The sequence below is a fragment of the Paenibacillus sp. FSL R5-192 genome (assembly GCF_000517845.1).
GTDB classification, from domain to species: Bacteria; Bacillota; Bacilli; order Paenibacillales; family Paenibacillaceae; genus Paenibacillus; species Paenibacillus amylolyticus.
Window position 1 is genome coordinate 113784 of sequence record NZ_ASPR01000008.1, and the last position, 21549, is coordinate 135332.

The 21549-nt window shown below is 43.7% G+C and carries 20 protein-coding genes; 17 read left to right on the plus strand and 3 right to left on the minus strand.

Features of this window, described 5'->3' with window-relative positions; translation table 11 throughout:
- Positions 1-12 precede the first annotated feature (12 nt).
- Positions 13-465, minus strand: coding sequence for a hypothetical protein (locus C161_RS05115; RefSeq protein ID WP_036668552.1), 453 nt, complete (start codon positions 463-465; stop codon positions 13-15).
- A gap of 622 nt (positions 466-1087) precedes the next feature.
- Here C161_RS05115 and C161_RS05120 point away from each other — a divergent pair.
- From C161_RS05120 to C161_RS05145, 6 genes are all read left to right on the plus strand, one after another.
- Entirely contained in the window at positions 1088-1600 is a 513-nt protein-coding gene (locus C161_RS05120; RefSeq protein WP_036668553.1) for an RNA polymerase sigma factor, read from the plus strand.
- Positions 1597-2487 (plus strand): DUF3298 and DUF4163 domain-containing protein, encoded by an 891-nt coding sequence (locus C161_RS05125; protein WP_036668554.1) that lies wholly within the window; start codon positions 1597-1599, stop codon positions 2485-2487. The genes C161_RS05120 and C161_RS05125 overlap by 4 nt, the downstream gene beginning before the upstream one ends.
- A 171-nt stretch (positions 2488-2658) precedes the next feature.
- Positions 2659-3435 carry a DUF3298 and DUF4163 domain-containing protein gene (locus C161_RS05130; RefSeq protein ID WP_051449591.1) on the plus strand — a complete coding sequence of 259 codons (777 nt, stop codon included), beginning with the start codon at positions 2659-2661 and terminating at the stop codon, positions 3433-3435.
- 408 nt (positions 3436-3843) lie between these two features.
- On the plus strand, positions 3844-3978 hold the full coding sequence (locus C161_RS33295; protein WP_268745214.1) for a hypothetical protein: 135 nt from the start codon (positions 3844-3846) through the stop codon (positions 3976-3978).
- 52 nt (positions 3979-4030) lie between these two features.
- Positions 4031-5470, plus strand: coding sequence for a polysaccharide deacetylase family protein (locus C161_RS05135; protein ID WP_036668556.1), 1440 nt, complete (start codon positions 4031-4033; stop codon positions 5468-5470).
- 816 nt (positions 5471-6286) lie between these two features.
- Positions 6287-8299 (plus strand): copper amine oxidase N-terminal domain-containing protein, encoded by a 2013-nt coding sequence (locus C161_RS05145; protein ID WP_051449592.1) that lies wholly within the window; start codon positions 6287-6289, stop codon positions 8297-8299.
- Positions 8300-8435: 136 nt separating this feature from the next.
- Here the strand turns inward: C161_RS05145 and C161_RS05150 are convergent, their stop codons facing one another.
- On the minus strand, positions 8436-8738 hold the full coding sequence (locus C161_RS05150) for a hypothetical protein (protein ID WP_017687204.1): 303 nt from the start codon (positions 8736-8738) through the stop codon (positions 8436-8438).
- Positions 8739-9089: 351 nt separating this feature from the next.
- On the opposite strand from C161_RS05150, the gene C161_RS05155 reads away from it, so the two are divergent.
- From C161_RS05155 to holA, 3 genes are all read left to right on the plus strand, one after another.
- The gene (locus C161_RS05155) at positions 9090-9638 is read left to right on the plus strand and encodes an RNA polymerase sigma factor (RefSeq protein ID WP_017687205.1); all 549 of its coding nucleotides are present in this window, start codon (positions 9090-9092) and stop codon (positions 9636-9638) included.
- Positions 9635-10924, plus strand: a complete 1290-nt coding sequence (locus C161_RS05160; RefSeq protein WP_036668559.1) for an anti-sigma factor — start codon at positions 9635-9637, stop codon at positions 10922-10924. Before C161_RS05155 ends, C161_RS05160 begins: the two co-directional genes overlap by 4 nt.
- Before the next feature lie 256 nt (positions 10925-11180).
- On the plus strand, positions 11181-12197 hold the full coding sequence (gene holA / locus C161_RS05165; RefSeq protein WP_036668560.1) for a DNA polymerase III subunit delta: 1017 nt from the start codon (positions 11181-11183) through the stop codon (positions 12195-12197).
- Positions 12198-12385: 188 nt separating this feature from the next.
- Here holA and rpsT read toward each other — a convergent pair whose 3' ends face one another.
- The gene (gene rpsT / locus C161_RS05170; RefSeq protein WP_024628504.1) at positions 12386-12658 is read right to left on the minus strand and encodes a 30S ribosomal protein S20; all 273 of its coding nucleotides are present in this window, start codon (positions 12656-12658) and stop codon (positions 12386-12388) included.
- A 175-nt stretch (positions 12659-12833) separates the two neighbouring features.
- On the opposite strand from rpsT, the gene gpr reads away from it, so the two are divergent.
- The 8 genes from gpr (at position 12834) to grpE (ending at position 21541) form a co-directional block, all read left to right on the plus strand.
- On the plus strand, positions 12834-13835 hold the full coding sequence (gene gpr / locus C161_RS05175; RefSeq protein ID WP_036668562.1) for a GPR endopeptidase: 1002 nt from the start codon (positions 12834-12836) through the stop codon (positions 13833-13835).
- A gap of 146 nt (positions 13836-13981) precedes the next feature.
- Positions 13982-15277, plus strand: coding sequence for a stage II sporulation protein P (locus tag C161_RS05180; RefSeq protein ID WP_036668563.1), 1296 nt, complete (start codon positions 13982-13984; stop codon positions 15275-15277).
- A gap of 54 nt (positions 15278-15331) precedes the next feature.
- Complete coding sequence (locus C161_RS05185; RefSeq protein ID WP_036615099.1) at positions 15332-15691, plus strand: hypothetical protein; 360 nt, start codon at positions 15332-15334, stop codon at positions 15689-15691.
- Between the two features lie 145 nt (positions 15692-15836).
- Positions 15837-17651 carry a translation elongation factor 4 gene (gene lepA / locus C161_RS05190; protein ID WP_036615097.1) on the plus strand — a complete coding sequence of 605 codons (1815 nt, stop codon included), beginning with the start codon at positions 15837-15839 and terminating at the stop codon, positions 17649-17651.
- A 222-nt stretch (positions 17652-17873) separates the two neighbouring features.
- Entirely contained in the window at positions 17874-19058 is a 1185-nt protein-coding gene (gene hemW, locus C161_RS05195; protein ID WP_036668565.1) for a radical SAM family heme chaperone HemW, read from the plus strand.
- A gap of 118 nt (positions 19059-19176) precedes the next feature.
- Positions 19177-19647 (plus strand): N-acetyltransferase, encoded by a 471-nt coding sequence (locus tag C161_RS05200; protein ID WP_036668566.1) that lies wholly within the window; start codon positions 19177-19179, stop codon positions 19645-19647.
- 254 nt (positions 19648-19901) lie between these two features.
- Entirely contained in the window at positions 19902-20933 is a 1032-nt protein-coding gene (hrcA, locus tag C161_RS05205; protein ID WP_036615092.1) for a heat-inducible transcriptional repressor HrcA, read from the plus strand.
- A 44-nt stretch (positions 20934-20977) separates the two neighbouring features.
- On the plus strand, positions 20978-21541 hold the full coding sequence (gene grpE / locus C161_RS05210; RefSeq protein ID WP_036668567.1) for a nucleotide exchange factor GrpE: 564 nt from the start codon (positions 20978-20980) through the stop codon (positions 21539-21541).
- Positions 21542-21549: the final 8 nt, after the last annotated feature.

The following is a 21549-nucleotide window of genomic DNA, read 5'->3' on the forward strand; positions in this document are numbered from 1 at the left end:
CACGCAATCTATTTATCGGTGTGAAGATAAGTGAAGAAAACTCCGATTTAATACCAACTGAAAGGTTAAAAAGACAATAGAACATACAACAATGTGGATAGTCTGAGCGGAAAAAGTAGTGAAGTTAAGTGTAAATATCGAGTAGATGATCCCACCTGTGAAGCCTAATAGAACATATGCGGCAATAGCAACAAGCAATCTCATATACGTATTATCTTTTTTTCTGTATAAAAGTAGTCCATCCACCAATATAGAAAGTGGCGTAAGTAAGAAAAGTAATATAGCGAGGTTAATCAATAATCCAACCGCAAATGTATACCCGAATGAATAATAGTAAGTATTCTCTAATCTTTCATCTATAGGGACATAGTGATATATCCCCATTGCAAGTGAAATGAACACTGCAGTTAATACAGCTGCAACTATTTTTCCGCGCGGCCTATTGATTCTATGGTTTTTTGTCATTCGAAAATTGACCTCCCTAAATAACTATATTCAATAAGAGATAGGCTAAGGCGTTACTATATTTTAACATACAGAGGTTGAGGAAAAGTGGGAATTAGAGAAAGAAAGTACTTAGTTGACCTATAAAAGAAAGAAGTCGTTTCGCTGCGAACGACTTTTTTCTTAATCTCATGGTGGTGACATATATTTTTTGGTAGTGGCAGGGTAGGAAATGAGGGAGGGGAGCGTGGTTCCACCGACACAGATCAGAAGGAGACGGATTAAAAATATGAAATATCGTTAATATAGAAAGCCTACAACGACAAAGGCGCTACAGACTACCAAATGACTTTCGGTTCCGAGTGATACATTGTTTTTTCGGAAAGAAACCTTCAAAAGTTTCAAATGAATTCGGTCATCGGTAGTAGACTGGTATTTGGCAAGCAAAGGAAGGGAAGATTATTTTTAAAAGGACGAGGTGCATTTAATAGAGGCGCCGAGGTTTACGTTGACCTGCTTGTGAGGGCCTTGAACGGTTTGCAGAAGTAAAAAAAATTTTCGGATGCGAAAACTTTTTGGGAACCCGTAAACGTCTTACTTCTTGTTACGACAAAAGATTTATATAGAAAAGGAATAATCGACCATGTTCAATAGAAAAACTGAAAAAATTCTTACACACTGTATTACCGAGCATAAAGAGAACGTATACCGACTTGCTTATAGCTATGTCAAAAATAAGGATGATGCCCTGGATATCGTACAAGACTCCATATACAAAGCGATGACGAATCTCGAACGTTTGAAAAACCCAGACGCGGTTAAAAGCTGGTTTTACCGGATTGTGGTGAATACCGCCCTGGATTTTCTGCGCAGAAACAAAAAGGTTCACTCGATGGATCATGAAATGATCGAAACCTACAGCCTCGGGGCAGAAGATACGTATACGGACATTGATTTGAAGCTAACGCTCGAATCCTTGCCGGATAAGTACAAGAGCGTCATTATACTGAGATATTTTGAAGACATGAAGATCGAAGAAGTTGCTGCTGTACTGGATGAGAATGTGAATACGATTAAAACAAGGCTGTATCAGGCGCATCAGCTATTGCGAATCACAATGAATGATGAAACAACCAAAGGAGAACGAGTAAGATGAACAATAACATGGAACAGCTGCGAAAAGAATATCAAGAAATACCCATTCCAGATGAATTGGATAGCATTGTAAACCAATCGATTCATAAATTCTCTAAGGAGGGAAGGAGGGGCCGCGGCTCAAAGTACAGATGGTTAGCCGTTTCCAGTGCGGCTGCGTTCATGTTCCTTGTTGCGATCAATGTGAGCCCTCCCGTAGCGAAAGCCTTGTCATCCATACCGGGTGTGGACCGGGTTATCCAGGTGCTCACGTTCAAGGAATACGTGGTTGACGAGTCTAATTACAATGCGAATATCAAAGTGCCTTCCATTACCGATATGGAGAATGAGCAGTTGCAAAGCGGGTTGAACGAGAAATATATGAAGGAGAACAAAGCGCTTTACGAAAAGTTCCAGGCGGAAATCAGCGAATTGAAGAAGCAAGGCGGAGGCCATCTGGGACTTGATGTCGGATATGAAGTAAAGACGGACAACGACGAGATTTTATCTATACAAAGATACGTGGTCGAGACCGCCGGTTCATCCTCGGAGGAGCTTCAGTTTGATACGATCGATAAGAAAAACCAAATCCTCATAACTCTGCCGATGCTGTTCAAGGACGATCGTTATGTACGGCTCATCAGCGACAACGTTAAAGAGCAGATGCAGGGGCAAATGAAAGCGGACCCTAATAAGATTTACTGGGCTCCGGGAGCTACCGACGTGCCGGTCACCAGTGAGTTCCAGAGCATCGCGAAGGATCAAGGCTTCTATATCAACAACGACGGCAAGCTGGTGATTGCTTTCAACGAATATGACGTTGCGCCAGGCTATATGGGTTCTGTGGAATTCGTCATTCCCACGGATGTGTTGAAAGACGTTCTGATTAATAACAAATACATTAAGTAATGGAAGAGACCGGTGATGGGGTACCCCGCGCCGGTTTTTTTTTGTTAGTACTTTGGTCGAAGAGACATTGTTCTGTTTTTGATTTTCCAAAACTTTCTGAACCATCTCATGCGTCTAGCCAATGAGTGTGCGTGATTAGACACTCATACAAAGAGATGGAGGATGAAAGCTATGAAAAAGAAAACGATAAAATACATGAAGATGGGGGCCATGGGCTGTGTAGCCATGCTCGGCGTCGGCGCAGCGAGCTTATCTGCATATGCGCTGGCCTCGGCACCTGTTTCAGCGAACGTAACTGTCAGCTCTAAGGTACAAGCAACCGTCCCTTCGGCTACAGGTGTAAAAATCGTGGAGAAGGTACTGAGCACAACAAGCAAGAACCTTATTGTGAACATCAAGGTACCGCAGCTGGACGGCATGCTGGACACCAGATACCAGAATGAACTGAATGGCATCCTTTTATCCCGTGCGCAAAAGGATCTTGCTCAGTGGGAGAAGGATGCCGCAAAAACGGCCAAAAAGGCAAAAGTAAATCACCAGAAGTTCCACCCCTATGAATTTTACGTCAGCTATAAGCTAAAGTCGGACGGAACTGGAAACCCGGCAGGAGTAGTTTCGCTTGAAGTAATCACGGAAGGTTACAGGGGCGGAACAAGCATGCCCCGGATCGATACCTACAACTTGAAAAATGCCTCTGCGGCTCAGCGCGTGACACTGGAGGATCTCCTCGGTTCTAACTATAAAGAAAAGCTTGATGCAGATATTCTTGCGCAAATGAGAAAGGATCCCGATCAATACTTCCTGGAAGAATTCAAAGGGACGTTCACGGAACAGTCGTTTTATATTGAAAAAGGCGAACTGGTTATCGTCTTCCCAAAATACAGTATCGCGCCGGGATATGTGGCTTCACCGGAGTTCCGTTTCAATTTGAAGAATGCCAGCCTCTGAGGCAAAGCCGAATGATATGAAGCCAGAAATCGCAGTAAAGTTGGATCTGAAAAAGGTGGCAGCTTGCTTCTTCTCGAAAATGGCTCCCAAAGCGCTCGGCGCAGCCACTTCGATTCATAAAAATCAGTTTTCCGCGCAATCCAATTTGTGTCCGACATTTTAAATGTACAAGTACAACATTAATTCAAGTCTTATGCTGGAAACATGACGATTATTCTGAATGTGGCATCCCGAAGACTCTCTTCTTACGGGATGCTTTTTTTAGTTCTAAAGGTAGAAGTTCCATGAAAATGTTTTGTTCTCTTCATTGATTACATTAATTGGAGAAAACTTTTTTCACAAGCTCGGCGTCCTGCCTATGAGCGACAAATCAAAAAGGATAGGGACGAAAGCAAAATGCACGACAACATGAATCATTTCGGAAGTTTAATCCGGAACTTTGCACCGGTACGAGGCGATGGTAAACGTTATATACCAGGATTTGATGGCTTAAGGGCATTATCCGTCATGGCTGTCATGGCCTACCATCGCCGGAAGAAATGATAGACAATGACTTGCAGTTTTATGACTAGAATAAAGATAAGGATGATTTGAAATGAACAAAAGGAAGAAAACACGGTGGCCCGTTTGGCTGGTTGGATTTATTGTATTAGCTGGCGGGATTCTAGGAATCAATCTAATGGTGCAAAATGTTCTAGCTGGAAACCACAGCGTTACAGAGAACGTTGAAGTGTCGCCCAGTGCATACCCAGGCTTAAATATCGAAACAAGGACGAAGAATACGAAGCATTATATATTGTCGATTAGCAACGTTCTCACAAACAGCAAGGAGATTAATACTCCTATTCAGACGTGGGTCAATGATCAGGAAAAGAAATTCTTAACCCAGGTTAAAACCGGTGCAAAAACGCTTCAAGGCGATTATCGTGCTGAATTGAATATTACAGTAGATACGAATAAAATTAGTGACCATTTATATAGTTTAGTGTTCACTTCCTATCAGATCACCGCAGGCAGTGCTAATGGACAATCGATAATAAAATCTTTTAATATCGACACAGCTGAAAATAAAATATTGAATTTATCTGATATCATGACTTATGACAAAGCAGCTGTTAACCATATTATGTCCATCGTGAAGGGAGAACTGAAGAAACAGAAAAACGTTCACTCTTATGTATTCGAAGCAGAACTTCAAAAATCTATAAAAAATCCATCTGGATGGAAATGGTCCATAGGTAACGGAGTATTTACTTTATACTTTAATAAATACGAGATCGCTGCTGGTGCAGCCGGAACGGTCCAAGTGAACATTCCACTGAAATCCTTGCATTCCTACTTGAAGAAGGACCTTACTAAAAAATGGAATATTACTTATGAAAATAACGATGAACCAAAAGGGAAGAGGCCAACTCAGCCTCCGCTTGATCCTAAAGGGAAATATGTGGCTCTTACCTTTGATGATGGGCCTCACCCAAAGGTGACACCTAGAGTTCTAAAGACTTTGAAGGAGTACAACGCGAAGGCTACTTTCTTCATGCTGGGCGTACAAGTAGAGTATTATCCTGATATGGCTAAAAAGGTTGCTAAGGCCGGCCACGAGATCGGCAATCACTCCAAGAGTCATCCGAATCTTGCGAATATGAGCCTGAGTGAGGTGCGCAAACAAATCATAGAATCATCGCACCGAATCAAAGATGCGACTGGAGAAAAACCAACCCTATTCCGTCCGCCTTATGGTGCTATGAATGAATCAGTCAAAAAAGTCACCAAAGAACAGAAAACACCCATTATTTTATGGTCTGTGGATTCGCTGGATTGGAAAAGCCGGAACGCCCAAGCTGTAAATAAAGAGGTTGCTAAAAACATCAGATCAGGTTCGATTGTACTTATGCATGATATTCACACTTCTACAGCTGATGCGCTGCCCCGAATGCTTAAATCACTAAAAAAGCAAGGCTACCAATTCGTAACGGTTTCTCAGTTGTTGTCCTTGAATGAATCCACAGGAAATGGCCCTTATTATAATCAATAAGTTCATCACACCAAAAGAGGTACAAACCTTTGTTTTTCTAAGGTTTGTACTCTTCTATAAGAATGGATTTGTACTATCCTATATAAACCGACCTTCATTTATTTGGATTTAAAAATCATTCCTTGCTGTTCCGATTTCTCCATAGTTTCTTATATTCAGATACGGATGTAAGAGTTTTTCTAACGAACATTTTGTCCATAAGCTGCTTCACTCGCTAGCGACAGATGGTTCCAGCGTTATAATATTTTAGTTATGCAGTCATCTTTTTTTCAACTTTTCGTACTAGAAGTAAGTAATACTTCATGAAGTGTAAGGACATCTAGACTATCACTTAGGATAGTTGACTAAAAATCAGTTACTCTCTTGCCTTTGATATGCCAACTATCAAGCTAATTATAGTTGCGCTGAATAAGTTTAGTATATGATCAATTTGATCCCAACTTTTATGCCAAATTATCATATTAAATGCAATGAATAACACACTACTGAGTAGAAAGAATCCCAGGAAGTATATGAAAAATATTTTTAGATTCATTTTAGTCTCCCGCATATCCATTTAGAAGTTTGTTACGGTTGCACGCTCTATTTAGTTTGTAATATGTTTTCTATTTTAGATTATTAAATGCAATCATTTGTATTTGGTTTGTTGTATATATGTAAAAATATATTTTTAGTTAAGGATTTGATTAATGTTATATGATTTTTGTTGCAGGATTATGGTTATTTTTACCGAATATTAGTTAGGCCCACCTTGAAGAAGGGCTAGAGATACCTAGTGATCGTAGCACTATACATAATAATGAGGGGATCAAGAAAATGGAACTTGTAGAACTGACACAAAGCAACACCAATGCAACTAAGAAGTCTAAAGTGAAAAGGGTCGGGAAGACAATAGCGTTGTGGATTGGAGTTTTGGTTATCAGCTTCATTGCAGGACAGTCCTCCGCTTTTGCATCATCTGGATCGGGAAACTCCATCACTTCAGTTCTTGACCGAAATAATTATTTGCTGGACGATGGTACACTTTGGTCTAAAGGGATCACAAGTGGAGTATGGACACAAAATCGGAAGCTGATTGGTATTTCAAAATCAGACGATTATTTCATCTTTGGTTGGACTGCTGATGGCCAAGTGATTCGGTGGAATAAGGACAATGCGCATATACCAGTAACGAAACAATTCAATGGTGTGATTAAGGTATATGGCCATGGATGGGTTCAGCTTCAGGATGGGAATCTTTATAATTTTGATGATCAGGCTAAGATTTTGGAATCGATTATCGATGCGGATTCTTATAGTTTTGGAAGCGATTCTTCTTATAGCGCATTATCTTCATCAGGAGATATATATTATGACAAATACAACAAAATACGTAAAGCTGGAAATGTACCTGATGGTAAAGCAATTGCAACGAATGGTGTTTACGCAGCAGTGCTGAAAAATGATGGCTCGGTAGTGATCGTAAGTATGCTGTATGAGGATGACTACATCACGGTTGCGAATAATGTGCAATCTTTGATTTGGTGGGGGAGTACGCATAAGCTGCTCACGGTGAAACAGGATGGAAGCGTCTGGAGCTACGATCGAACTGCCAAATATAAGGGCGAGCAACTGCCTGGTCTAAGTAACGTATCGCGGATGGTGTATGCGCCTAATCTGGATGAGCTATATGCACAATTACAGGATGGATCATGGGTTACATATGATAATGGAAAGTTAACTCCTCTATCAGCTCCCGCGTTAAATCAAGTGACACTTACGGCATCTTCCAAGGAAGCTAATATTGGGGATACGATCACGCTTGCTGTTCAGGAGAATTATAGTAATGGTTTCAAAAACAAGCGTGCGCCATTGCCTGAAGAAATTATAGTGGAGCAGCCCCAAGTTGCACAGATTCAGGCAGGAGGCAAACTGAAGGTTACGGGCATGGGAACAACCAAAGTGACTTTGAAGATAGGTGATTTGGCCTCAAGTCTTCAACTGAACGTTGATTCACAGCAAAAGTTAACAGGCGCCACATTGTTGGATGGAAATGTATACTTGCCAGTACAGTCGATGTTCAAAACTTTGGGAGCCAAAATTGATGTGAAGGGTTCATCTTTTGAAATTCAATTTGGAGATGACAGTATTGTTTTGCAAAAAGGGAGTGCTGTTGTGCGATTAAACAACAAAGAGCTGAAGTTGAAAGGGAAAGTACAAACTATTGGAGGGCAAACTGTATTTCCTGCGGACTTGTTAAGACAGGCTGCGGGTATTCAGGTTCGATGGGATGCTGAGCTAAAGCAGGCCAAGGTGCTGGTTGGAAATTCTTCTATTCTAGTGGAATCGAAGGATACACTTGCACTGATCAAGAAAAAAGAGTTGGGGAATCTTGCTCGTTTCATTGGCAAGTCCTACTGGATCAACAGTGATACGAGTTTAGGGCAACGTTTCAGTAAAGTGACCATATCAGATATCAAAATTGAAAAGATTAAATACGGTGATCGAAGTTACTCTATTATCTTCCGTAATGCAAAAGGAAAAACCGTTTCTGCCTACGCAGGAGGTGCACCTTCCAGTGTGACGGAGATGCTTGCCGATTCCAACCAATTCTTCTCTTCTGATCCGTATAAGAAATACAATTGGTCCAAGTCCACTTGGAATAAAATCATTGCTGGAGAAGTAGCTTTAGGAATGAATATAACTCAGGTGCGCCTTGCTTGGGGAGATCCATCGAGCATTACGTATGAAACGAGTTCAAAAGGCAAAATCGAGGTTTGGGTGTATGCCAGCTCCGCAGGCATAAGAGCTTTAGGGTTTCTCAATGGCAAACTGATGGCGATTTACTGATGAATATACCAATTAATCACTTCATTTGATTGCAGGTTACAGCACAGCACAAAAAAAGCCCGCTTTCCGTTACACCCCACGAGGGAGAATATCGGAAAACGGGCCATTTTTTCAAAATGTAGAAGAAATATAAGAACTACTCTACGCCATCCTTAAAGTGTTTGCTCCAGTGTTTATCTCCCTTGTGCAACAGATCTTCTACCGTTTTCTCAAGAGTCATCAACAACTGTGCTCTGACATCAAGTACGGTTTCTCTGTACAAGCGTTCTTCCGATCCAACGATTTTATCGCCGTATAATGCCTGTGCAGCTACGTACTTCCGATGTTCCTCGACCAGAGTATCAATGGACTCCAATGCATGTTCAACAAAGTGGGAAATACTTTGATATTCTTTGGGCATTTGTTCTTTTAAAGCTTGAATTTTCGCAAGAGCTGGCATGCTCATCACCTCGTGTTTATGAATGTAAATTTACAATACACTATTTTCATAAAAATTGCATTAAAATCAGCTTAAATTTGGACAAATTTCGACTTTTTTTATTTTAGGAACCAAAAAAGTGCTTATCTATAATGTATGCCATTGCATTTGAATTGAGTCGTGTAAGTAATGGAATCCCTTTTGGATACGTTTGGTGACTCGTTATGCAATTTCTGTTATTCTAAGAGAAGATTTCAGCGGCCCTAATACATACGCCGTTATTTTGTTATGGCAAATTAAAAAAATACTTAACTTTGCAACAATTTTATTGATGATCACGTCTGTAAGGTTGCAGGGAGAGGGGGATCCTTTGTGGTAGAGCCGGAACTCATCAGAGCCGCTCAATCGGGCGATCGCGACGCTCTAATTACCCTATTGCGGGAGATTGAACAACATGTCTATCGGACCGCATATTACATTCTAAATAATGAACAGGACGCTTTGGATGCTGCGCAGGAAGCGTTGATCCGAATTTACACCAAAATCAATTCATACGAAGAAAAGGCCCAATTCAAAACATGGGTACAACGCATCGTCACGAACATCTGTATTGATAAATTCAGAAGAACCAAGCCGTCTGTCTCCATTGACGAACATGACATGGTTTTTCAGGATAATCAGGATGTGGAGTACGAGGTCATGTCTACATATGTGGCCCAGGACATTCAGGATGCGATCAACAAGCTTCCCGAGCATCATCGTACCGTTATTGTTCTAAGATATTTGCAGGACTTATCCTACAATGAAATTGCGGATTGTCTCGATCTTCCGTTGAATACGGTGAAATCTTATTTATTTAGAGCCAGGCAGCAATTACAGAATCTACTACAGGAATATCAGAAAGGTGGTGTGACAGGATGAAATGCGAAGAGGTGGTGGAATGGATGCACCGCTATCTGGATCATGATCTGGGCGAGGCGGAAACCGCGCAGATGCTACAGCATGTGGCAAAGTGTCCGGAGTGCGCCGAGAATTTTAGTTTACTCAGAGCTCTTTCCAGAGAACTGGAAGAATTGCCGCAAGTAAGCCCGAAATTTAGTCTGGTTGATGCGATTATGCCACAGCTTGATGCCATTGACGAAGCGCGGAAGGAACAAAGTAGCACCATACAGGAAATGAATCCTGTCCCCGCTACATTTGAGAATTTACAACGTTCAAGTGAGCGGAAAACGAAGCAAAAATGGCTTAACTCGATGGCAGGACGTATGTCCATGGGTGCAGCGGCTGCGGCAGTTATATTGGGATTCGCCATCTGGGGGAATCCGCCTGAACAGATTGAGAATGCCGATTCCATGCTGATGAGCTCTGGAGCTTCTCAAGAGGGCGGCAATTTGGATGAGAATTCATTAAGCAAGAATATTGAAAATTATGATCCTGCCACTTCGTCCCAACGAAGCAGCAACGATGTGTTTGTGGGTCAATCGAATGATTCACCAACTAAACCAGATAACCAAGACGTAGAAACAATGCCTGAAGAGAACGGTGGAGATGAGGTACAGGAGCCTGAAGTTCAGTCAGATCCGACACCTAAACAACCGGCTACTGAATCAACGCCTGCTCCGAATAAAGGACCGCAAGATAATTCGTCCAGAACTCCTTCGACCGATAATCAGAAGAATCCGGCTCAGAACCAAGATTCTGAGCAGAGAATTCAGGAATCAGGAGATTCTCCTAAATCTTCTGCAGATGGGGAAGAGAATGGAGTAACAGAAACAGAAACAGAAAATGGAGATGCCCAATCCTTCACTTCTCAGGATACAACACCTAATATGACTGAAGATGTTCCGGTTGAAGGTAACACTGTACCTGATTCCAGTGCAGGTGCAGACGCTTCTGGAGGGAACAAAGGATTCGCAGCAGGACCGGATCAGGGAATGACTACAACAGCAACACCAAAAGAATGGAAGTCACCTGACGGTTCCTATGTAGTTATGCTTATTGGTGATCAAATCAGCATATACTCCAAACCTGTGAGCGAACCGGATGTTCTAAATTTGGTTGAACAACGCAGCATAGAGGGGACACTGAAGTCAGCGAGTTGGTCAAAGGACGGTACCCTTTTTAATTACGAAACGGACAAGGACGGAACAACGGCGAAGAACTCGTTTAATGTACCTGTTGTTTCAGGTGGAGCTCCTGCGAAATAATTAAAAATGGGGAGTGCGCTCCTCTAAACGAAAGAACATTTTCAGTATGACAAGCATATAGTGGAAGTAACAAAACGTCCTATCTCAGTTCAAACAACTGACGTCGTATGACCGCGCACCCGCTTTTTCTAGAACTGCTGGTGTCTGCGTTTATATAGATGTAGGACAGGGGACCTTCATCCGCAACTGGATGTAAGGTCCCTTTGTTGTCTTGCGTTTTTTCTGGTAGGATAAGAGGGATAAGGAGGCGCCGTGAATGGATGTAAAAAGTGCAACAAAGGCAATACGTAATGGAGAAACGGCACCGATCTATGTGCTGTACGGAACGGAGAAGTACCAGATACAGCAATTTACGGATATGTTAAAAGAACAGGTTATTGAAGAAGAACATCGTGATTTTGCGATTATTCCATATGATTTGTCTGAAACGGCTGTGGAGGTTGTTATTGAAGAAGCAGAGACAGTACCTTTTCTGGTTCCACGCAAATTAATTATTGTAAGGGATGCGAGCCTGTTCACCGCAGGTAAAGAATCCAAGATTGAACATCAGGTTGATCGTCTGCTTACATATATGGAAAATCCGGCAGATTACAGTACGATTGTTTTCCTGGCCCAAGGGGATAAGCTTGATGAGCGTAAGAAACTGGTGAAAGCTGTCAAGAAACAGGCAGTAGTTCTTGCTTTTGCTCCACTCAGTGGAGAAGAGCTGTTGAATTGGATAGTGAAACTTGCGAAGCAGCGGGATGTTTCCTTGGAGACGGGAGCGGCGGAAACGTTGATCAGCTATGCAGGAACAGGTCTTCAGACCCTGTCTGCTGAAGTAGACAAGTTATGTTTGTTTGCGGGTAATGGGGGGACAATCAAACGTGCTGATATTGAGTCACTGGTTGCCCGTAGTACAGAGCAGAATGTATTTTCACTAGTGGAGGAACTCGCTAATTTGCGACTGGAGAAAGCGTTGGCTCTTTTCTATGAGTTGCTGAAGCAGCGGGAAGAACCGATTAAAATTGCGGCTTTAATCGCACGCCAGTTTCGGATCATGATCCAGGTGAAAGAGTTGGGACAACAAAGTTACTCCCAGCAGCAGATTGCCAGTCAGCTTGGTTTGCATCCGTATGCTGTTAAGATTGCGGGTGAACAAGCTCGGAAATTTCAGCCGGAACGTCTGAGAATGATTTTGAGTCACCTCAGCGAACTGGATTACCAGATGAAAACAGGAGCGGTGGATAAAGTGCTTGGTCTGGAGCTGTTCTTATTGAGACTTGGTGCATGAATGGATAAGTAAACGTAATAGATTACTAGTGTGAGAAACAAACAAAGCGACCTTTGCTCCATGATCGTTAAATCATCGGAATAAAGGTCGCTTTATCTTTGTCTTATACTTATCGAATCAGATACTAAAAAATCCTGAAAGCCTATGCTGTTCAGGATTTTTCCATTGGATCGTATAAGTAACGCTTCTTACGCTTGTGCGGAAAGAGCGTTCAGTTTTTTCGCCAAGCGAGACTTTTTGCGTGCTGCAGCATTTTTATGAACCAGACCTTTAGTTACAGCCTTGTCCAGCTTTTTGGAAGCAGCTTGAATCGCAGCTTTTGCAGTATCAACTTCGTTACTTACCAGAGCAGCATCAGCAGCTTTAACAGCTGTACGGAGTGCAGACTTCTGGGAAGCGTTGAGTGCGCGGCGCTTGTCGCTCGTTTTTACGCGTTTAACAGCGGATTTGATGTTTGGCATTACATTCACCTCCTGTAAGGCATTTGCATGAATACAAACGTTTCACAACTTAAAATATTCTATCACGCTAGCATGTAAAATGCAACAGATATTCCTACGATGTTCGACATGCTGTATAAAGAAACCCTTTTTCCCACACAATATGCTCAAATGCGGTAAGGGAGGCAGGGACAGAATGACACTGGATTTGAAAAACTATACAGTTCGTACCGATTTGGCGATCGACTCCAAGGAAATGGCGCAAGGTGGACAGAAACAGACGATTCCCGGACTACAGGAAGATGTAGAGAAAAAAGAGGGAATTACGATTACACGTATTGATGTCCTGACTGAAGAAGCAGCCACGGCTATTGGTCGGGTGAAAGGTCACTATGTCACCTTGGAAGTACCTTCACTACGGAATGGTGATACCGAGTTACAGGAGCGAGTTGCAGCCGAGTTCACCCGTGAAATGGAAGATTTTATGGTTAAGGCCGGAATTAACAAAACATCCAAGGTCTTGATTGTTGGCTTGGGCAACTTAAATGTCACCCCGGATTCACTTGGTCCACTTGTTGTGGAAAATCTGATGGTGACGCGTCAGTATTTCGAATTGGTGCCTGATCAGGTTGCGCCAGGGTATCGGGAAGTCAGCGCGATTGCTCCCGGCGTGTTAGGTACAACGGGCATTGAATCCAGTGACATCGTACAGGGGATTGTAGACCGGACCAAGCCGGATGCCATTATTGCGATTGATGCGCTAGCCTCCCGTTCCTTGGAACGTGTAAATACAACGATTCAGGTAGCAGACATTGGTATTCATCCTGGTTCCGGTATTGGAAACAAACGGCGTGGCCTGACCCGTGAGATATTAGGTGTGCCTTGCATCGCCATCGGAGTACCAACCGTATGTTATGCGTCCACCATTGTGAACAATGTGATTGAGATGATGCGCTCACACTTCCGCCAGGAAACGGATCAGACCAAACAGATCATGGGTATGCTGGACGACATTGGTGAGCAAGATCGCTTGAGTCTGGTGAAAGAGGTACTGGAGCCACTAGGTCATGACCTCATTGTTACCCCAAAGGAAATCGATGAGTTTATTGAGGGAATTGCCAATGTTATTGCTACAGGACTTAACGCGGCACTCCATGATGCTGTGAATCCAGATAACGTAGCGGCCTATACACATTAAAACTTAAAACTGCTGAGAAGAAGGTCCGAATCTATCGGACTTTCTTTTTTTTGTTTTTGGAATCTTTCATTTTCCTGTTCTATCAAATTGGGCGGGCTCATAGAGTTGAAGTATAAGAGTTGTCCAGCAGGGAAGGAGACAGCAGAATGAACAAGATATTGGCCTGGAATATTGGAAAGTGGAAAAAAAGATGTCTGCACGTGCTGGCCATGGGCCGTACGTTGTTGTTGCTTATGATCATATCTGCTTTGTTTTTTGTCGTACTTGGTCTCGGGGGAATGGCAGAGAAACGCTTGAATAATTCACCCGTTTCTTCCATGAAAGGATTTGCGAGTGCCGTATCAAGCCGCTTTTTCGTCGATATGCTCGGTATGGAGATGCCCCATCTCACCCAGAAGGAACAGACGTCTGCTATATCCGGTGAAAATCTCACCTCATTTGTTTTCCAATTACTAACGAATGTAAATCCTCAAGATCCGAAGAGCCTGATTGCGAGAGAAATGCCGGGTATGGGTTCCAACCAACCTGTTCTGCTCCGTCCTGGATCTGGTAACGAAAAAGCCGAGGCTCCCGAAGATTATCAGCCCGGCCCCGGTCTTACAGATACGGCTTCCGCAGGTGGAGGAAAACCCGGTAGTGAGCTGCATGTTCCACCAGGTCAGGACAATACGGATCCACCTGAGTCGAGTGAGCCTGGAGATGGAGAAGGTAAAGAAGATCCCCCAGCAAAGAATGGTGAGAAAGACAATTCAGGCTCACCGACAACAGGCCAAAAGTCAATTCTTATCTATCATTCCCATCCACGGGAAGGCTACAATCCACTGCTAGGTACGAAAAGTGATAATCCATCATCAGGCAAATCAACAGGCAATGTGTTTCAAGTGGGAACCTACCTCTCAGACAGTCTGGAGAAGCTGGGAATCGGCGTAGAACACGCCAAGGATGATTACCCCACTAAAGTTAAGGACTATAACTGGAACTATTCTTATAAATACTCCCGTCAAACGGTAAAAGCGGCACTCGCTCAAAATGATGATCTGACATATCTCATAGACATTCATCGCGATTCACAGCGTCATGGCAAAACAACAACCACTATTAATGACTTGGGCTACGCCAAAGTGTATTTCATTATTGGACATGAAAATCCAAATTGGCGGCAAAATGAAGCCTTTGCAGCGAAAATTCATAAGAAACTGGAAGCCAAGTATCCTGGGGTATCCCGTGGTGTGTGGGGCAAAGATGGTGGAGGAGCCAACAATGGAGAGTATAACCAAACCCTTTCACCCAACAGCATTTTGATTGAGATTGGCGGCATCGACAACACAGGAGCTGAGCTCCAACGGACATCGAAGATTCTAGCAGACATGATTGCCCAAGTATATTGGGAAGATCAGAAGGTGGACAAAGCCAGTGCAGAAACGTCATCACAGGGTGGATAGGGACTCTATATGTATGAAGAACAAAATAGTAGAGAGTGACAGGAGGCAAAGCATATGTCCAGATTCGGTAAAAGACTGTTATCCATCGCTGTATTAATGTTGCTGGGTGTTCTGTTTGGAATGCAGCTGGCGGGCAGCAACTTTCATATGGGCAATCCATCAGGAGGCACGTCAACCGTTGTGACAACTGAGCCAACTTCATCGGTGACCGAATCTGTTCCGACTGCACCTGTCCAAAAGGAAATTAAAGAACCACCATTTGTACCTGTTCAGTCACCAAGCCAAGTGCTTGGGGCAGATCAAGATAAGGCTCCGGTTGATGTGTTGGCAGACAAAACGGCTGGATTATTGCAAAATCTCTCACACAGTGGAATCAAATGGGTGGTCTCTCTTTTTAGCGGCGTTGCTGAATAAAATACTATAATTTTAAGGTACAATATAACCTCTGGGAGTGCATGATGACACTTTATTATAAAGTTGAGACATCACGGGATTGATGCACTGTGCTTCAACTGTTATAATGAAGTGATTGACACTAGGCTGTTTCTGGGGGTAAGGAATGACTGACATTCGGGCAAGACAACGTAAAATTCGTAACTTTTCTATTATTGCACATATAGATCACGGCAAATCAACACTTGCGGACCGGATCTTGGAGCACACAGGTGCGCTCACTTCACGTGAAATGCAGGAACAAGTTCTGGATAAAATGGACCTTGAACGTGAACGTGGAATAACAATCAAGCTACAAGCAGTAGCCTTGACTTACAAAGCGGATGATGGTGAAGAGTATTTATTGAATCTGATTGATACACCGGGACACGTAGACTTCACGTATGAAGTATCACGCAGTCTTGCTGCATGTGAAGGTGCTCTGCTGGTTGTGGATGCGGCTCAGGGAATTGAAGCTCAAACACTTGCCAACGTGTATCTGGCATTGGATAACAATCTTGAAATTTTACCGGTTATCAACAAAATTGACCTTCCGAGCGCTGATCCTGAACGGGTGAAGCAGGAAGTGGAAGATGTTATTGGTTTGGACACAAGTAATGCGGTTTTGGCTTCGGCCAAATCAGGAATCGGAATCAAAGAAATTTTGGAGCAAGTGGTGAAAAGTGTTCCGGCACCAACTGGTGATCCTGACCAGCCTTTGAAAGCGCTGATTTTTGACTCGCACTACGATCCGTACAAAGGTGTAATCGTATATGTGCGTGTTGTTGACGGCAAAATCAAATCCGGTTCCAAAATCAAAATGATGGCAACAGGAAAATCATTTGAAGTCATTGAAGTTGGAGCGTTCAAACCTCGTATGACCATCGTGGACGAGCTGAACGTCGGGGATGTTGGATTTATCGTTGCAGGTATCCGGCATGTTGGCGATACACAAGTCGGGGATACGGTAACGGATGCCAAAAATCCAACACCGGAACCATTGCCGGGTTATCGTAAAATTAACCCAATGGTGTATTGTGGTCTCTATCCGATCGAAACATCGGACTATGTTGATCTGCGTGAAGCGTTGGAGAAATTGCAGTTGAACGATGCGTCTCTGAGCTTTGAACCGGAAACATCCAGTGCTCTCGGTTTTGGATTCCGTTGCGGATTCCTTGGACTGCTTCACATGGACGTTATCCAGGAGCGGATCGAGCGGGAGTTTAACATTCCGTTGATCACAACGGCACCAAGTGTAATCTATCACGTTACCTTAACGAATGGTGAAGTGATGAAAATCGACAACCCATCCAACTATCCTGAGGTGGGACGGATTGATTACGTCGAGGAACCATACGTCAAGGCAGATATTATCGTACCGAATGATTACGTAGGCACCATTATGGAGCTGTGTCAGACTAAACGCGGTGAATATGTAAATATGGAATATCTGGACACAACTCGGGTTACCATTACCTATGAGATTCCGTTGTCCGAGATTGTATATGACTTCTTCGACCAGTTGAAATCCGGTACCAAAGGATATGCATCCCTGGATTATGAGCTGTCCGGTTACCGTCAGTCCAATCTGGCAAAAATGGATATTGTACTCAATGGCGAACAGGTGGATGCTCTGTCCTTCATCGTTCACCGTGATCGTGCCTATAACCGCGGACGCATTGTCTGTGAGAAACTGCGCGAGCTGATTCCACGGCAAATGTTCGAGGTGCCAATTCAGGCATCAGTAGGTACCAAGGTTGTTGCTCGTGAGACGGTAAAAGCAATGCGTAAAAACGTACTTGCCAAGTGTTATGGTGGTGACATCTCGCGGAAACGGAAACTGCTTGAGAAGCAGAAGGAAGGTAAGAAGCGGATGAAGCAGGTTGGTAACGTTGAGGTGCCGCAAGAGGCATTCATGGCGGTACTGAAAATTGATGACTAGGACGTTTGCTTGCTAACGTCACGTGAATCCTTTTGGTACATCAATAATTTGTGTATGAAAGGATAAACGATATTTTGTCTCGGGTACATCACATAATGTGTGTATCGAAATTGAATTGTAGGACGTTTGCTTGCAAACATGGTTACAACACAGAATATTAAATAACTAAGCTGAAAGGGAAGCCGGATGGCTTTCCTTTTTTCAAATAGAGGGGGACTTGCCATGACATTGGCAGCACACAGCCGGAAGACAGGTGCGCCCCAAGCGGTGTATCTTCACATTCCCTTTTGCACGAATAAATGTTTTTATTGCGACTTTAACTCTTACGTTCTGAAAGATCAGCCCGTGATGCAATATCTCGAAGCGCTGGAACGGGAGATGGAACATACAGTTAAGGCCAATCCACCGGGCGAGATCAAGACGATATTTGTAGGTGGGGGTACGCCAACAGCTCTGAAACCGGATGAGATGGCCGTATTTCTTCGTTCCGTGAAGACGTATTTCCCAAATTGGGCGGACGATATTGAATTTTCGATGGAAGCCAACCCGGGAACAACGGATGCGGAGAAACTCGCTGCGATGAAAGAAGGCGGCGTCAACCGTGTCAGCTTTGGCGTGCAGGCTTTTCAGAATGATCTGCTGACAGGCATTGGGCGTATTCATAATACGGATGATGTATATCGCAGTTTGGAGAATGCTCGAAAAGCAGGCTTGAATAACCTGTCCATTGACCTGATGTTTGGTTTGCCAAACCAGACTGTTGAAATGTTGAATGAGAGTATCGACAAAGCGCTGGAACTGGATCTGCCGCATTACTCCATCTACAGCCTGAAAGTGGAAGAGAATACACTTTTCCATACCCTGTATCAGAAGAACCAGTTGCCACTTCCTCATGAAGATGATGAGCTGGAGATGTACCTTCTATTAATGAGACGTATGAAAGAAGCAGGCTATGGACAATACGAGATCAGCAACTTTGCCAAGCCGGGCTTTGAGAGTCGTCACAATATTACCTACTGGCGTAATGAGGACTACTATGGTCTGGGTGCAGGTGCGCATGGATATGTGGGCCGCGAACGGCATATGAATATTAAAGGTATAAATCCTTATGTTGAAGCTTCACGAGCAGGGCTGCCTCGTCTGGATCATTTTGAGATTGCTCGCCCGGAGGCCATGGAAGATTATCTGATGGTTGGACTGAGAATGTTGGAGGGAGCTTCGGCCTCTCGGTTTAGCGAACAGTTCGGAGAGTCTATGGAAGAAGTGTTTGCGAAGCCTTTGGGCAAAATGTTGAATGCAGGGTTGCTTGAGCGGACGGCAGACGGCTTCCGACTGAGCGAGCAGGGTATCCTGTTCGGAAATGACGTTTTTGCGGAGTTTATCGGGTCCATATCGCTGAATTCGTAGCTTGAAATTGTATACGCTTTGTTGTATATTTATTCATATTGATTTTACAGAGCGTGTTAATTTAACAACTACGAAGTCAGCTTTCCTCTGGAAAGCTTGGTAATAGGAGGAGAGCAGGATGTCGGTAATATGCAGAAAAGCCGTGTCGGAAGATGTTGAACCACTGTATGAAATGATTAAGGGCTATGCAGAGCGTGGGATCATGCTTCCGCGATCACGGGAAATACTGCACCGACAGCTGGAGCACTTTGTTGTAGCCGAAGTTGATGGTGAAGTGGTGGGTTGCGGATCGCTTTGTCGTCTGGGGAATGATTTGGTGGAAGTCAGATCACTCGGTATCTCGGAAGGACACAAAGGGCTCGGTATTGGCTCCCGATTGCTGGACCGACTGGTAGAAGAAGCAGAGAAACAACAGATTCCTAAGGTTATGGCGTTGACATATGAAGTATCCTTCTTCCTCAAAAACGGGTTTGCCGTAGTGGAAAAAGAGATTTTCCCTGAGAAAGTATGGACCGACTGTGTTCATTGCAGCAAGCAGGATTGTTGCGATGAGATCGCGGTATTAAAAGAGCTTAACGTTTCAGCTTAACAACTGAATGGACTGCATGGATCGAGCCGAGTCTGCCTCTGCCCTACATGCAGTCCTTTTTTACTTCAAAGTATGTTCAATAAAGTTGTTAGGACTCGTCGACATTGGTCTATACTATAAATAGATGAGCCCACTCATCAAACTCACTTGACAATGTTCACGTCAGTTTGGTATTTTTGTATTACCGCTTAGCACTCATCTAACCGGAGTGCTAACGACATGGGACAGTACAGTCAGAAGGAGGGATACTCACCATGTTAACAGAGCGTCAACGAATGATTCTGAACGCTATAGTGGATGACTATATCCGTTCAGCTGAGCCCGTAGGGTCCCGGAGCATTTCCAAAAGGGGAGATGTTGGATACAGTCCGGCGACGATCCGTAATGAAATGGCGGACCTTGAAGATATGGGTTTCCTGGAACAGCCGCATACATCGGCAGGACGTATTCCATCCCATAAAGGCTATCGATATTATGTCGATCATTTGGTTCCCTGGAATCAGGTGGAGCCTCAGGAGTTGGATGATCTCAAGTCGTTCTTCGCTGAAAAACTGAACGTCATGGAACAAGTTATTCAGCATGCATCCAATATTTTGTCACATATGACGAATTATACTTCGATCCTGCTTGGACCGGAAGTATTCCATACGTCCTTACGTCACTTCCAATTGCTTCCGCTGAACGAGAGTGAAGCTGTGGCAATCATCGTGACCAATACAGGTCAAGTGGAGAACAAGACGGTGCAGATTCCACCAGAAATCTCGGTAGCCGAGATGGAAAATGTGGTTCGCTTGTTAAATACCAAGCTTGTGGGCGTACCAATCTACAAATTGAAATCCCGTCTTTATACCGAACTTGGGCAAGAGATGGAACGGCATATTACACGTTACGAGGAAGTTATGCAGGTGCTGAACAGTGCCTTTGACAACGAACATGATAATCGTCTGTTCCTCAGTGGTGCCACCAATATGTTGACTCAACCGGAGTTTAAAGATATCGAAAAGGTAAAAGATATTCTTGACCTGCTGGAAGAGACACCAACACTCATGAAATTGATGATGCCCGTGCCGGGTGGATCTGGTATTCAAGTGCGAATTGGCACTGAGAATGATCATGAAGCCTTTGCCAACTGCAGCCTGATTACAGCCTCCTATTCATTGGACGGTGAGGCTTTGGGTTCGATCGGTATTCTAGGACCCACGCGGATGGATTATGCACGTGTCATTCATATTTTAAATACACTATCCCGTGACTTGACGGCGATGCTAACACATCGTTTCAAATAAGATTCGGGAATGAACCATTTCATTCGTATAAGGAGGTGAACATCTTGAAAGAGGAGCAATCATTTACAGAAGAACAAGAGGTAACAGCAACTGAGCAGGAGCCTATTAATGAAGCTGGCGCTGCAGAAGCACAAGCTGAAGAGATGGCTGGTCAGGAGCAGGATGAGCTTGCACGTCTGAAGGCAGAAGCTGAGGAGCAACAACAGCGTTATGTCCGTGCACAGGCTGATTTTGATAACTTCCGTCGTCGTACGCAGAAGGAAAAAGAAGAATTGGCTAAATACGCTTCGATGAAGCTGGTCACCGAACTGGTACCGGTTATTGATAACTTCGAGCGCGCCATGGCTACTGTACCGGAAGGAGCAGAGGTCGAATCTTTCTCCAAGGGCATCCAAATGATTTTCCGTCAATTGGAAACCGTGATGAATAATGAAGGTCTGACGGCTATGGAATCGGTAGGACAACCGTTCAATCCTGAATTCCACCAAGCAATTATGCAAGTGGAGAGCGACGAGTACGAAGAAGGTATCGTTGTTGAGGAAGTCCAAAAAGGCTACATGCTGAAAGATAAAGTGCTTCGTCCAGCTATGGTTAAAGTCAGCTCATAAATTCCTTA